The organism is Paenibacillus fonticola DSM 21315 (genome assembly GCF_000381905.1).
Taxonomy (GTDB): domain Bacteria; phylum Bacillota; class Bacilli; order Paenibacillales; family Paenibacillaceae; genus Fontibacillus; species Fontibacillus fonticola.
In genome coordinates this window covers 44,920-58,661 of the sequence record NZ_KB907248.1, presented here as the reverse complement: position 1 = coordinate 58,661, position 13,742 = coordinate 44,920, and the positions used below count along the sequence as shown (strand labels likewise).

Annotated in this window: 18 protein-coding genes; 15 read left to right on the top strand and 3 right to left on the bottom strand. The window is 47.7% G+C overall.

What is annotated here, in order from left to right; all coding sequences use genetic code 11:
* The first annotated feature begins 46 nt into the window (after positions 1–46).
* On the top strand, positions 47–283 hold the full coding sequence (locus G358_RS32900; protein ID WP_019636117.1) for a hypothetical protein: 237 nt from the start codon (positions 47–49) through the stop codon (positions 281–283).
* Here the strand turns inward: G358_RS32900 and G358_RS0105070 are convergent.
* Entirely contained in the window at positions 243–1,088 is an 846-nt protein-coding gene (locus G358_RS0105070; RefSeq protein WP_019636116.1) for a DUF4393 domain-containing protein, read from the bottom strand. The genes G358_RS32900 and G358_RS0105070 overlap by 41 nt on opposite strands.
* Before the next feature lie 99 nt (positions 1,089–1,187).
* Here G358_RS0105070 and G358_RS29455 point away from each other — a divergent pair, with 99 nt between their 5' ends.
* From G358_RS29455 to G358_RS0105010, 11 genes are all read left to right on the top strand, one after another.
* Positions 1,188–1,403, top strand: coding sequence for a hypothetical protein (locus G358_RS29455; RefSeq protein WP_157274266.1), 216 nt, complete (start codon positions 1,188–1,190; stop codon positions 1,401–1,403).
* Positions 1,369–3,966 carry a hypothetical protein gene (locus tag G358_RS0105060; RefSeq protein WP_019636114.1) on the top strand — a complete coding sequence of 866 codons (2,598 nt, stop codon included), beginning with the start codon at positions 1,369–1,371 and terminating at the stop codon, positions 3,964–3,966. The genes G358_RS29455 and G358_RS0105060 overlap by 35 nt, the downstream gene beginning before the upstream one ends.
* 12 nt (positions 3,967–3,978) lie before the next feature.
* Complete coding sequence (locus tag G358_RS29450) at positions 3,979–4,533, top strand: hypothetical protein (protein ID WP_019636113.1); 555 nt, start codon at positions 3,979–3,981, stop codon at positions 4,531–4,533.
* Complete coding sequence (locus G358_RS32110; RefSeq protein ID WP_019636112.1) at positions 4,526–4,672, top strand: XkdX family protein; 147 nt, start codon at positions 4,526–4,528, stop codon at positions 4,670–4,672. The genes G358_RS29450 and G358_RS32110 overlap by 8 nt, the downstream gene beginning before the upstream one ends.
* A gap of 55 nt (positions 4,673–4,727) precedes the next feature.
* Positions 4,728–5,006, top strand: coding sequence for a hypothetical protein (locus G358_RS0105045; protein ID WP_019636111.1), 279 nt, complete (start codon positions 4,728–4,730; stop codon positions 5,004–5,006).
* Between the two features lie 19 nt (positions 5,007–5,025).
* Positions 5,026–5,310, top strand: coding sequence for a phage holin family protein (locus G358_RS0105040; protein ID WP_019636110.1), 285 nt, complete (start codon positions 5,026–5,028; stop codon positions 5,308–5,310).
* On the top strand, positions 5,291–5,992 hold the full coding sequence (locus G358_RS0105035) for an N-acetylmuramoyl-L-alanine amidase (RefSeq protein ID WP_019636109.1): 702 nt from the start codon (positions 5,291–5,293) through the stop codon (positions 5,990–5,992). Before G358_RS0105040 ends, G358_RS0105035 begins: the two co-directional genes overlap by 20 nt.
* 562 nt (positions 5,993–6,554) lie before the next feature.
* Complete coding sequence (locus tag G358_RS0105030) at positions 6,555–7,241, top strand: class I SAM-dependent methyltransferase (RefSeq protein ID WP_019636108.1); 687 nt, start codon at positions 6,555–6,557, stop codon at positions 7,239–7,241.
* A gap of 91 nt (positions 7,242–7,332) precedes the next feature.
* Positions 7,333–7,581, top strand: a complete 249-nt coding sequence (locus tag G358_RS0105025) for a hypothetical protein (RefSeq protein ID WP_019636107.1) — start codon at positions 7,333–7,335, stop codon at positions 7,579–7,581.
* Between the two features lie 237 nt (positions 7,582–7,818).
* Complete coding sequence (locus G358_RS0105015; RefSeq protein WP_019636105.1) at positions 7,819–8,262, top strand: GNAT family N-acetyltransferase; 444 nt, start codon at positions 7,819–7,821, stop codon at positions 8,260–8,262.
* Positions 8,263–8,354: 92 nt separating this feature from the next.
* Positions 8,355–8,594: a DUF3892 domain-containing protein gene (locus G358_RS0105010; RefSeq protein WP_019636104.1), complete on the top strand. Its 240-nt coding sequence runs from the start codon at positions 8,355–8,357 to the stop codon at positions 8,592–8,594.
* Positions 8,595–8,673: 79 nt separating this feature from the next.
* On the opposite strand, the gene G358_RS0105005 is transcribed toward G358_RS0105010, so the two are convergent.
* Positions 8,674–9,408 (bottom strand): MBL fold metallo-hydrolase, encoded by a 735-nt coding sequence (locus tag G358_RS0105005; RefSeq protein WP_019636103.1) that lies wholly within the window; start codon positions 9,406–9,408, stop codon positions 8,674–8,676.
* Positions 9,409–9,587: 179 nt separating this feature from the next.
* Here G358_RS0105005 and G358_RS0105000 point away from each other — a divergent pair, with 179 nt between their 5' ends.
* Together G358_RS0105000 and G358_RS0104995 are read left to right on the top strand one after the other, a co-directional pair.
* A complete protein-coding gene (locus G358_RS0105000) occupies positions 9,588–10,163 on the top strand; it encodes a hypothetical protein (RefSeq protein WP_019636102.1) in 576 nt (191 codons plus the stop codon).
* Positions 10,164–10,286: 123 nt separating this feature from the next.
* Positions 10,287–10,601, top strand: coding sequence for a DUF1292 domain-containing protein (locus G358_RS0104995; protein ID WP_019636101.1), 315 nt, complete (start codon positions 10,287–10,289; stop codon positions 10,599–10,601).
* An 81-nt stretch (positions 10,602–10,682) separates the two neighbouring features.
* Here the strand turns inward: G358_RS0104995 and G358_RS0104990 are convergent, their stop codons facing one another.
* Entirely contained in the window at positions 10,683–12,158 is a 1,476-nt protein-coding gene (locus tag G358_RS0104990) for an aminotransferase class I/II-fold pyridoxal phosphate-dependent enzyme (protein WP_026342065.1), read from the bottom strand.
* Between the two features lie 310 nt (positions 12,159–12,468).
* Between G358_RS0104990 and G358_RS0104985 the strand changes: the two genes are divergently transcribed.
* Positions 12,469–13,740 carry an MFS transporter gene (locus G358_RS0104985; protein WP_019636099.1) on the top strand — a complete coding sequence of 424 codons (1,272 nt, stop codon included), beginning with the start codon at positions 12,469–12,471 and terminating at the stop codon, positions 13,738–13,740.
* Positions 13,741–13,742: the final 2 nt, after the last annotated feature.

Here is a 13,742-nt window from a genome sequence, read left to right as displayed (position 1 = left end):
TCTCGCTGATCAGCGGGGCCTTTTATTATGCCTTGAAGGGGTGAAGATGGTGAACGAAGAACAAGTAAAAGAAATTGTTAGACGTGAGACGATTCGCCTTGAAAAGAGGATTGAACAGCTTGAGCGCGACTTGCTTCTGACAAAGCAGCATACGACTCAGGCTGTTCAGTTAATGGCGGAGAATTTCTCAACTGAACTGGATAATTTACTCAAAGTATACGCAAGTTCATATGAGAAAGCTGCTATGGGATTATTGTCTCATCTGGAAGACAAGCCTCTATGAATAATTTGCCCAACTGAGTAAAGGACCATATGCCTTTTCTTAATTCTATACGCTTATTTTCTTCTAGTTGATTTTTGTATTGATCCCTAAATTGATCAAGAATGACATGATTAATAAGACTATCGTATATTTCGGTGTTTTTGTAAGCATTTGAGTAATCTACTTCAATTAAAGAAAGTCTACAAAGGTTATCTATTGAGGCGCTGTAAAAGAATGCATTATCTATTGACAGATCATCGAAAGGCATAATATGTGTAAGTATGATCGAAAAACTATCTTCTTGTTCAGGTAAGTATCTATTTTTATTTTCTTTTTGATAAGTATTAATCTGTAATCTACCAATTGGGAAACTGGCCTCATACTCCACGATATCCATTAAAATTTGAGCATCAAAAGAAGATAGTTGCTTAATGATTTCTACAAAAGCGGGATGGGTAATATTTGTTTTTTCTGAATTCATTGCAGAAGCAATTAAATTAGCGAACATCTCTCGAAGGTTCTCGTCTTCTATATAATATTTAGCCGCTTCAAGCGCAGGACCTGCAATATTCAGGGGTGGCTCAATTAGGTTTCCAGGGGGTATAGTTGATAATTTATTCTCTAGGTTCCGCTTAAACTGATTTATTCTAGGCTCTAAAGAAGCCCTAACAACATGTAAAGGAGAAAAAGCTAACCAAAATAAATTTCCAAGCCCTTCTCCTAGTTCAGTTGTAGGTTTTTCTAAGGCGTTGTAAGCCAATCTATCAATGGGGACACCGGCATCCTTTGTGGCTTTAGTAACACTAACAATTTCTTCTAAACTCAATTATTAAAACCTCCCTTTTAACGATATTAGGTCTGACCGCCTATACCTTCGACAAATAGGGAGGTTTTCCCTTTTATTCTAACAAAGAAGGTGATGAACTTGGCTCAAATACAAAATGTACTCAGGGTTGAACTTGATCCAAATAAGGCTGTCCCGGAGGTATGCCAGGTAATCCAGGCTATTATCAGCATGTACCCAATGGCTGAACGGGTGGCAATCATTGAGGCAATCCAGGACGAACTGGGAGTTGCCATCGAGCAACTGAAAGGAGTTGAGACACATGGCGAACAGGTACGGGGGAATAACCGGAAGTAAGAAAATTAGCGAGGACTGGGATAATATCAACCGCGCGTTTGATAACGTCCAGGCTGACGTGGATGCGAAAGCTACAACGGTTAATAGCCACATTGCTAATGCTGACATTCACGTAACAGCGGCCAAAAAGGCTGAATGGGATGGCCACGTATCAAATGCTGATATTCACGTTACGGCGGCGCAAAAGGCAGCATGGGATACCAAGGCTGACGGCAGCACGGCAGCGGAGCTGGCTGATCACGTAGCGGATCAGGTTGTCCACGTAACACAAGCCGACCACGATAAGCTTGCCAGTATTGAGGATGGGGCCCAAGTCAATCAAAACGCTTTTTCCAAGGTCAATGACATCGAGGCTGCGGATCCGTCATCCCAGTTCTATATCGTTGGTGGAATTGGGATAACAGTCACTACTAACCCTAATTCCGGTGAGGTCACTGTCACGGCCACTGGGGATGCTGCACCAGGAGCTCACGGCTCGACGCATACCGAACATGGAGCCGATCCGATCCCAACGGCCACGTTGACCGAGGGTGGTCTGTTATCCGCCGCTCAGCTGGCGGAGATTGTCGCACATGGCGAGTTACTGGATGAACATGCAGCGGCTATAACGGATCTGGAGGATCGTCTGGACATAGCCGAAGTTACTCCGCTTACGCTGCAGCCCGGTTTACAAGTTGTTACCGCAGTCAAGGACGCACGGTTCCGGCTGGGGGAGATTCGAGGCAAGACAGAGATTAACGGACAGGGGCGGATTGGACTGATTGGCGTGGAGAATCCGTATGCGGTTGCTACGAGTGGGAATCTGCTGCCGCCGTTCTGTGAGTGGACGCTAATTGCTTCGAATGCACAAATAAGGGAGCCTTATACATTAGAATTAAATGCGGAGGGGGCTTCCTCAGAGCCGAGTCAGGCTACTGTGCCAGTCTTACCGAACACTACCTATACGCTATCGTCAGAAACCGGAAGGATGTATTACAACCTAGGAACATCTAGCGGCCCTATCCGAGGCATCGCGGAATCAGACGGTGGTAGTGTTACCTTTACAACGCCGTCAAATGCGGAGGTGCTCTCGATTCAATGTCTCAATTTATTATCTTACACTGACATTAACGATCCGAGTACTTTTGTCTATGGTGGAGGTAAATTTACATTTAAAAAACCGATGCTCGTTATCGGTCCCAACAGAAATCCATTTCAACCGCAGCGTAGCTCTATGCTCGCTTTCCAGACGGAACTGCATGCGAGCCCTATGGACGGAAGCGATCCAGACGTGCTATTTGAACAGGATGGCGAGTACAGAAAGCTAGCAAAGTGGAAAAAGGTTGCGTTGGATGGATCTCTAGTTTGGTATTACGACCCTGTCTCTGCACCTAAGCCGGGAATGAAGCGAGTATATACTGAGTTATCGGCTGCAGGCGTACCTTTAACAGGTTTCTCAACCAAATACGGCGGCACCCAGATGGTTAATTCCCCAGACTTTGATGCCGTAGATCAATTTACTGTGTGGACATCTTATGTGTACGTATCAATCGCCAATTCTGACAGCGGATGGGGAGACGATTACACGCCGACACAGGATGAAATTAAGGCGTATTTCAACGGGTGGAAGATGTATACCGGGACGGGAGAAGACTTACCTTACTACGACGGCGCTGCTAAGTACTGGAGGTATATAAACATTCCTGTTGGCGAAGCTGGTATCATTTACGGATCAGCTACAGACACCCTGCCTACTACAATGATTCCTAACTATACACCTTACAATCTTCTGTACCGCCTAGCCAAAGAAACTGCCGAGCCAGTCACGAGCGAAGGCTGCCTGACTCTGTCCGAAGGCGAAAACATGCTTGAGGTTGGTACGGGGATTGTATTGCGGGAGCGGGCGAATCCAGTGCAAAATGGCCCACATTATAACGTAAACAACGTAGCGTACCCGGCTTCATTGCTAAAAAATAAAACGGAGAGAATCATAGCTTTTTATAAAAACAACCATGTAGATCCGTGGGGTATTTTTACCCCTTTAGCGTACGGTAATGAGGGCTTGTATACGGAAGCGTCTAACTTTGACCAATCTGCAGCCTATTCCGTCACCTATACCAAACTAGACAAATCGCCTATCGTTCCAATCACCGGCATGATGGCCTCGAACGAAAAAACGCAGCTCTCTGACTTGACCGCAGGCGTGGCCGAGGCATTACATCGGACATCTGTCCTGGAGCAGAAGAAAGCGGAGAAGGATGCACCGGGGTGGCTTATACCGACGCTGCTCAACGGTTGGATGGCACTTGGCACGGACGAGCCGATACCTTCATTTCAAAAGGATTCGGGCGGGAAAGTTTATATAAAGGGCGCGGTTAAATCAGGAGCAATCGGCACTCCAATTTTTTTATTACCATCAGGGTACAGACCCAAGCAGACACTCGGATTCGCAGTAACCACTTTTGATGGGGCTGCTGATACTTTTGCGAAGTTGGTTGTCAATAAAGACGGGGGAGTATTTGCTTGGACGGGTTCAAATGTTTATATATCATTAAATTTGCCCCCGTTTTTAGCGGAACAATAAGGAGGGTTCAACTTGAAAGCAGTACCTAAAGTAAATGCAGACGGTCTTTATATCGAGGATACTATCATGGACGATGCCTTTTCGGGTGTCGTCCCTTTTTATGCCTCACCGTATGAGCCGGAGCCGATGGAGCCAGGACAAGAACATCCAGAACAGCCAGAACAACCAGAGGAAGAAGAGGAGCCGGAGATTGCTGGTTACATCGTTGGCGTGCCTGTACCTCCAGGACTGTTTCGCCCGCGTTTCGACATAGCGGCGTGGGACAAGGATATCTCTCTGGAGCCAGCAGCCTACTGGAAAGAGGGTTTAACGCCGAAGGAAATTGAACAGCTTACAAAGCAGGAAGAGGTAATCACGCCCGAGCGCGTGCTGGCCGCTGAGTCGGTCCGGCGCGAGCTGGAGGTATTGGAGCTCAAACAGCAAAACGCCGCCCTGGGTTCGCAAGTAGTTGCACAGGAACTGACCATAAAAGACTTGAAATCGCAGTACGAGGCTTTAGGTAAAACGATGGTAACTCTGGAACTTAAACTACTAGGGCTTACAAATAAAGGAGGAGGCGATGAGTAAGGTGTTTAACAGCGAATATGACCGTTTGACCTACTTCTACAAACATAAATGGGTCAGTGAGGCGCAGCTCCGGCTCTTCGTAAGCTTCGGGACCATCACGTCTACGGAGTTTAAGACAATCACAGGTAACCGGTATTAGAACATTGCCCTCGGGATCCCCGGGGGCTATTTATATTAGGTCAGGAGGTTAGAGCGTGGAGTGGTCAGGTATATTGACGGTCGTATCCATCGCAAGTGGCATTGTATTAGGTTGGGCGGGGAGATCACGGACGATCAAGAAAGACGTTGCGCAGGAGGCTAGTGCAGACGGCATGCTGCGCGCAGACGTTGGTTATATCAAGCACGGAATCGACGATGTCAGGTCCGAGCAGCGGCAGCAAGGAAAGAAGTTTGACCAACTGTCCGAACGTGTCACGAGAGTAGAGGAGTCAGCGAAACAAGCTCACAAACGACTTGATGATTTGAAAAATTAAAATGAGAGGAATGATTGAAATGGAATGGAACATGATTTTTGAACTGATTGACCCTCGGCTACTGATCGTTGTGGCGGCATGCTGGGTGTTTGGGTATGTGCTTAAGCAAACGCCTAAAGTACCCGACTGGAGCATCATCTATGCTGTAGTGGTACTCGCTGTAGTGTTTGCCGTAGGACTGCTGGGGTGGAGTGTTGAGACGGTGATCCAAGGCATCTTATCCGGCGCTTTTGCCGTCTTTGGTCACCAGGCAGTAAAGCAGGCCAGAAAGGGAGCTGACGAGCATGAAAAAAGTATGGATTGATGCTGGCCATGGTGGCAAGGATCCGGGGGCTGTCTCCAATGGACTGAAGGAGAAGGACATCGCGCTTGCGGTGTCCCTAGGCGTTAAGGAGCGGTTAGAATCGCAGTATGAAGGCGTTCAGGTTCTACTCTCCCGGAGCACGGATGTGTTTTTGGAGCTTAAAGAACGCACTGACAAGGCGAATGCAGCTAAAGCAGACCTTCTCCTGTCCATTCATTGCAATGCAGGTGGCGGGGCTGGCGGCTTTGAATCGTTCCGATATACTTCGGCTTCAACTGCTTCGTCCTCTCTCCAGAACGTCTTGCACTCCGAGATTATGGCAACGTTGAAACCGTATGGCGTGATCGATAGAGGTAAGAAGACTAAAAACTTGCACATGGTCCGGGAGAGCAAAATGCCTGCGGTCCTGACTGAAAACTTGTTTATCGATGTGGCAGCTGATGCGGCCAAGCTTAAACGGCCAGAGGTGATCGAAGCGATTATCCAAGGGCATGTGTCCGGCATCGCTAAGTACCTAGGATTAAAACGAAGGGAGGGAGCAGCCGTGGCAAAAGTACCTGAGTGGAAAGAGAAGGGCCGGGAATGGCTGGTCAAAAATGCCGGAATCAGTCCAGATTGGCAGGCAACGGATCCGGTTGATGTCGGAACGCTTGGAACGATCTTGTCCAGGTTGATTAAGTAGTATATAATGATACAAAATCCGAAAGCATCGGTAGAACCCCGCCAGCTAAATGCCAGCGGGGTTATTTTCTTATCGAGCTCAAACACACTTAGCGGCCTTTATTACGAAGGGTTTATTGTTGGGGACAAATTGGGGACAGAATACAGTGAAATGTATAGAATTAAGTCCAAATGGGAACAAGATGCGAACACCTTGAACCCTTGATATTACTAGCTTTTTGGAATTAATTCCGTTTAAAGTCCCCTTCCCAACGCCTTTGACAGGGTGGGGGTCAGTGGTTCGAGCCCACTACAGATCATACTGAAAACCCTTGCGCAGCAAGGGTTTTTTTGCATATTCGATAAGGTTTAGCTGTTTGCAGCATGTCCTGAAGTCAGCTTTTTGGTTAAAATTTGGGGTTGCAGCTTCCTTACTTCTGCACTCTGCTAAAGCTTATTAAGCAAATTTGATATATAATAGAAGCAGCTCAAGCCAAGCATATGCCTCAGCTTTAGATAAGAGCGTCTATGGGCTGGGGCTTTTTGTTGCTAAATTTCAATGAAAAAGGTAGTGAGAGTAGAACATGTCAAATCATGATCAAGTTTATTTATCCCAAGCCGAGGCTTATGAATCGATGATCAGCAGGCAGCCCGATCTATCTGAAATTGTCCGGCAAATTCGGCCTTATAAAAATTTGGACGTGCTTGATTTGGGGGCGGGCTCCGGAAGACTGGCCTCATTTCTCGCTCCTGAAGTGAAGACTCTCATCTGCACCGATGCATCACAGCCCATGCTGGATATTTTAGATCGAAAATTGACAGAACAGAATTTTGTCCGCAACTGGATTACCCTGGAGGCGGATCATAGGTCGCTGCCTGTCCCCGACTCGTCCGTAGACCTCGTGGTGTCGGGATGGAGCATTTGTTACCTTGCGAGCTCGAATCATCAGGAATGGGACAGCAATCTGGACAAAATTCTTTCAGAACTGGAGCGCATTCTTAAACCTGACGGGACAATTATTATATTTGAAACGATGGGTACCGGAACGGAAACGCCCGACCCGCCGGAATTCCTTACTTCCTATTATTCGCTGCTTGAGCAAAAATACGGGTTCCAGCATCGATGGGTCAGGGCAGACTATAAGTTCGCGTCGGTAGAAGAGGCGATTGAACATACTGAATTTTTCTTTGGCGAGGAGTTGGCCGAGCGGATAAAGAACAATCGCTGGTCAACATTGCCGGAATGCGCAGGCGTATGGTGGAAGGAGTAAGGCAGGCTCTTTTTATTGCGTATAAAGCCCCCTCCAGAAGACGACAATGTTTTTAGCAAATGAGAACATTGTTCGAGAGAGGAGGAGAAGTATGCCCCAACCTAGGCAGTTAGCTTCCAGGCTGAGGTCTGGCTTGAAAACGTCCAAAAGAGCTTTGCTCTCAGGCAGCGCCTTCCTGCTGCTTGCCGTTGGAGGATGCGGCGGTGTGCAGCCGAATGAAGAGACGATGCTGCGGCAGCAGCAGTTCCCTTCCTGGTTTGGCCAATCCGTGCGGGACAGTGTATACGGCAAGTCCGTGCGGGAGCATGTTTACTCTAAAGAAGCCATCACGCCTCCGTGATGGCTCATTCGTCTTCCCAATTGCGGGAATAGCCCTTTTTCGTTGTATAGAACATGGCGACGATGAGGAGGACGGATATTAATATGGCGGCTGCTATAGTCATTCCGTAAATCATAGCAGAGCATAGCCCCTTTCGTGAAACTATTCTTTATGAACAACTTCAACTATACATGAAAACTTTTTTTTTGTATAATAGTGCAGTTTGGAGTAAGGAAGTATATGGCGGGAGGAATGGGAATGGCTGCAGTAATTATTGCCGTTAGCTCGGAAGAGCAACTGAACAAATGCTTGGAAATTCGCAAGGAGGTTTTCGTGGAGGAGCAGAAGGTGCCGCTCGATCTGGAAATCGACGAGAATGATGTCATCGGTCCGGATGCCGTTCATGTGCTGATTGAGATGGAAGGCGCAGCTGCAGCGACCGGAAGGATTACGTACTATAAAGACAACAGTGCGAAAATGCAGCGCATTGCGGTCCGCAAGTCATTCCGGTCCCAGGGGCTTGGCAAAATACTGCTGCTGGCTCTCGAAGAGCGGGCCAGGGAGCTTGGCTTGACCAAATCCGTATTGGACGCCCAGTGCCAGGCGGAGGCTTTTTATGCGAAGCTCGGCTACGAAACGGTTTCTACGGAGCCGTTCTATGATGCAGGCATACTGCACGTACGCATGGAGAAGCCGTTATAGAGGCTCTGCCTAATTCATATTCATAGCCGGCATTGGCTAAACTAACAACATCCCTGCCGGGATACTACCACGGTGAAGGAGATGTAATGAGTATGGCTGTCGACAGCAGAGAGACTTTTATTGCGGTGCAAAGGAACGGGGACGGTAACTTAACCTCTTTCAAGACCTCCAGTGGACGTATATTGAATTACGAGGATGCTTTGCGCGAAGTGAATGCGGGAGCGATTGCGGGCGTCAACATTTTCAAAGGAAAAGACGGCGAAATGTACATCCGCGGCGATGCCGACGGGGATCCGTCCAACAATCTGGACGCCTTGCCTACATTCGAATAGGACAGACCGAAAAAGCAGCCCAGGGAGAAAAATCCCTCGGGCTGCTTTTCGCTGCAGCGCGATGCAGTTGTGCATTTTGTTATAACGTATACACTTCATGCTGGCGAAGAAATTCCATTTCTTGAGCCTGTTCTATAAATGCCTCCATCTCATCGCCATAATGCATTAAGTAAATTTTGTCCCGGATATTTGCCGGAAGAGACAGCAGCTCCTCTAAAGTAGTATGAACCTCCCCGCGGCCCGTGAGCTGCACCTCGTGCAAAATTTTGCGGCAGCCGCGCTGATATACGAGCTCCGACAGCAGCTTAGGCTGAAAGATCATATCGGCGCTATAAAATATTTCATCGTTAATGTATAAAGAGTAGCTATTTTTTCCAGGAATATGAGGGGTGCGCATAATTTCCAGAGCTAGGCCCGGAGCAAGCGCGGCGGTTTCTCCCTCACGCAGAAGGTGAACGGTGAAGGCATCCTCCAGCTTTTCGATTCCGTCCTGTCCGAGCCCGCCCTTCAGCGTATTTTCCCAAAGCGGCTGCGCCAGCGGTTCTGGAACATAAAGCACAGGCTTGCGTCCATGGACGTATTTCATACGAAACGCCAGCTCTTCCAGCCCGCCGACATGATCCCCGTGAATGTGCGTAATCAGTACGGCGTCAATATCCTCCATAGGCTTATTGAGATGATGAAGCGCCTGAGGGGCTGTAATGCCGCAGTCGATTAATAAGGTGAAACGATCTATAGACAGCAGTCCGTTGTTGTTGTAATAACGCTTGGCGAACGCACTGCCGGTACCCAGCATTTGAAGTTGCAGCGACAATAGTATTTCCTCCTGTTCTATGTGACGTGCTCCCTTTTTAATTTACACGATTTTCCTGATGAGTGAAAGCATGTCCTTCATTCTCGTAAATATTAAGAGTGATTTCAGAAATTACCGCAACTTGATCCACTAGCAGGAGTATACATTAACATCAACATGAATCAATTGGAGGGTTATTGATGAACTTGAAATGGAGAAGAATCATGGTACTAGTATTGGCATTCTCCCTTACGGGCGGATCCATGTTGTTTGCTGATTCGGCGACACAGAAAGTCAAGCTGAATATTAACGGCCGTGATGTAGAGGACGGCGGGTACGTCATTGATGGCAAAACCTATGTGCCAGTCAGGGAACTTGAAGGACTGGTTGAATATGATGAAGCGACGAAGAAAGTCAGTTATTATACACCGAACGTGCATATTTTTCTGTTCAAAGGCAACGAGATTTTTTCAAAGATAGAGAAAGGGCTGAAGCTTAAATTTAGCGTATTCTCCCAGATCGACAATTTAAAAACGGATATTTCTGCAGTAAAAGTAACGATTACGGCTCCCGATGGCACCTCCAAAACGATCCAAACGCAAACGAAGGACGGAAAAGACGGGAAAGAATTCGGCAGCAACTTCTACTTTATAACCGATGAATATACGTATGATTTCAAAAATGCCGGCACATATACAATAGGGTTTTATATGAAACCTGCTAAAGGCAACTCCGATTATGTGCTGGTCGCAGAAAAAAACTTTGAAGTGCTGTAATGGACAGTTCCTCGCTTAAGATAGCTTATTTCGAATTGACCTGTCCCGCATAATAATGATACGATACGGATGGAAACTGACAGGTTCATCCAACAACAAATCAATTTAAAGCGAGGTATTTCAATGAGCGATCACAAGCATGATGAATCATGCGGCTGTGGACATGATCATGACCATGAGCACGATGAGATTGTATTGACGCTAACCGACGAAGAAGGCAATGACGTGGAAATGGTTCTGGTAGAAACGTTTGATGTGGCAGAGAAAGTATACGCGCTCCTGCTTGAACGGCACAACCCGGAAGCGGACGGCATCATTCTTCGCCTTGAGGAGGAAGAGAACGAAGAGATGGTTCTCTACAACATTGAGGATGAAGAGGAATGGCGTAAAGTGGAGGCAGCGTATAACGAGCTAATCTCCAGCCAGGATGAAGCATAACATCGCGTGACTATAGATTTGTGACCTAATAAAGAGAAGCTCCCGTGCAAGGGAGCTTTTTTGGATTCGAGGACTGTAACGTCAAAAAATCGGGTCGGCTTCGACGATTACTTTCACCTGGTTAATGTAGCGGTCTTCCGGCCCTTTCACAGGGAGGCCCACCTCCACATGATCAACGATATAATCGATATTGTCCTGGGAAATGACTTCGCCCGGAAGCAGAATCGGTATTCCCGGCGGATAAACGTAGATGAATTCCGCGATGATCCGGCCTGCGGATTCCTTGAAGGGAACCACTTCGGTATCGGCATAAAAGGCATCGCGCGGAATAAGGGATAGCTGGGGGATTTCCGGAATTTTGACGATTAGCTCATTGGCATTATTTTCTTTATAATATAATTTAGATAATTCGCGAAGTGCCGTCAGCAATGTATCTACGGTCTCCCGTGTATCACCCGGTGTGATAAAACAAAGGATATTGTACATGTCGCTGAGCTCGACCTCGATATTATAATGTTCGCGCAGCCAGTTTTCCGTTTCATAGCCCGTGATGCCGAGATGGCGAACATGAATGGTGATTTTTGTCGGATCGTGATCATAGGTAGCTTCACTGCCGAGAATTTCTCGGCCGAAGCAGTACAAGCCTGTTATTTTATTGATTTCGCTGCGCGTGTAGTGCGCCAGCTCCAGTGCCCTCTCCATCATTTCACGGCCGTGAAGCGCGAGGCTTCTTCGGGCGGCATCCAGCGAAGCCAGCAGTAAATAAGAGGTGGACGTCGTCGTCAGCATGCTGATAATCGTCTGCACCCGCTGCGGGTTGACGTAGCCGTTCTTGACATTAAGATTGAGCACGGAGCTTTGGGTCATCGAACCGCCCAGTTTATGAACGCTTGTCGCGGCCATATCCGCGCCGGCCTCCATCGCAGACATCGGAAGATCCTCATGAAAATGAATGTGCACGCCGTGCGCTTCGTCGACAAGCACAGGCACGTGAAAGCTATGGGCCAAGTCCACGATCTCTTGCAAATGAGCGCAGACGCCAAAGTACGTCGGGTTAATGACCAGCACCGCCTTGGCATCAGGATGGCGCTGCAGCGCCCGCCTTACGGAGGAAGTTGTAATGCCGTGGTCGATTCCGAGATTCTCGTCTTGAGCCGGTGAGACAAACACAGGCTTTGCCCCGGCGAAAATAACCGCAGACATGACGGATTTATGCACATTCCGCGGTATGATAATTTTGTCGCCTGGGGAACAAACCGATAAAATCATCGTCATGATGGCGCCGCTCGTCCCCTGGACGGAGAAATAAGTGAAGTCCGCGCCAAATGCATCTGCCGCCAGCTTTTGGGCCTCTTCGATTACTCCTGAAGGCTGATGCAGATCATCAAGTGGAGCAATATTAATCAAATCGATAGACAGGGCATTATCACCTAGAAATTCTCGAAATTCTTGATCAGTACCCATCCCTTTTTTATGACCGGGAATGTGAAATTGAACGGGATTGCCGGCTGCATGCTTTTTGAGCGCGGTAAACAGCGGTGTAGCTTGATGATCCATAATGGCCATCCCTGCCTTTCTTTGCAATTTTTTTAAACAAGGATGAGTATAGCAAAAAGAGTGCGGATTGCAAGTAAAGTTTGAACGGCAATATTAAATTGCAGGAAAAGGGGTGTAAGTTGTAATATAAAGCGGATAGACTATGAACAAGCTTGTAATGGATAAGTTTGTGATGAATAGCTTGTAATGAACTGTTTGTAGTAACAGCCTGTAATGAATCGCAGCATTGGACGTTTACACCTTTGTGCCGGAAAGCCGGCTTTTTATGAAATGAAGTTAAAGACCGTTAAAGAGAAAAGGGAGAACGACTGTGGAAATAACGACCAAGCTCGTAAGCAAAAAACTGCTGACGCCTGCATTCATTTGCTTGTGGATCATTATGTTTTTGGTGGAATTCGTTAAAGGTGCATTAATCGTATCTATATTGCCTGTTTATATGGGGGATGTGCTGAAATTAAGCGCATTTGCCATCGGTTTATCTTTCTCGCTTCAATATATTGGCGACAACGTATTCCGCAGTCCCGCCGGCTGGTTCATCGAACGGGTCGGTTTCCGGATGACGATGCTGATCGGCCTGCTGATCACATTTTTTGCCGTGCTGCTGATTGCCATGACGGACAAGATGGGGTTCATCGTCCTCGGCTGTGCGTTGATTGGGATGGGCACCGCTCCGCTGTGGCCGTGCGTTCTAATGGGAATATCCTCGGTGACCCGGGAGAATAACAATTTTGGGACAGCGATGGGTGTAATACAAATATCCAGCCTGGGGGGAACGGGGACTGGACCGGTTGTCATTAATTTTTTTGTGGACGGATCCTATCGCCCGGTCTTCTGGTTTCTGCTTGCGCTTATGGGCGTTGTGGTTATCGTCTCAATGTTTCTGCCAGGCAAGGCGAAGTCGAACGCGTATGCGAGTCCAGCGGCACCGGATTCGGGAGAAGCTTCGTTATGGGAAGGCGGACTCCGCGGTGTGCTAAGTAATGTTAAGCGGTCAGTTCAGCATATCAGGGACAACCTGCATGTCAGCAGGCTGCTGTTTCCGGCGCTTTTTTTGCAAACCTTTTCGATCGGACTATTGACTCCTGTCATTACGCTGTTTGTCCGCAGCGAGCTTAATTTATCGCCGGAGGCGTTCAGCGCGCTCTTAGTTACCGGGGGTGGAATTACTGTAATAGGGCTTATTCCGATCGGTAAGCTGGTGGACCGCTTCGGCACAAGGTGGTTTTTGCATATCGGATTTGCGATGGCTGCGGTTTCCATCGGGCTGTTTGCTGTAACGCGCACGATTCCTATGATTTGGATTATTGTTATTTTTATCGGCATCAGCTATGCGTGTATTTTGCCTACATGGGATACGATGATCTCTCATTTGCTGCCTGAAGGGGAGAAAGGGACGGTTTGGGGGTTGTTTCTAACCATTCAGGGCTCAGGGATGGTCGTTGGACCGATTGTCTCGGGAAAAATGTGGGACATGCTCGGTCCTTCTGCTCCGTTTATGGCCAGCGCGATCGTGATGGCTGTTCTGTTCTTCGTTCATATTGTTATGCTGAAATCGGAAAAGAGCCTTCCCAGAGTCAAGTGACC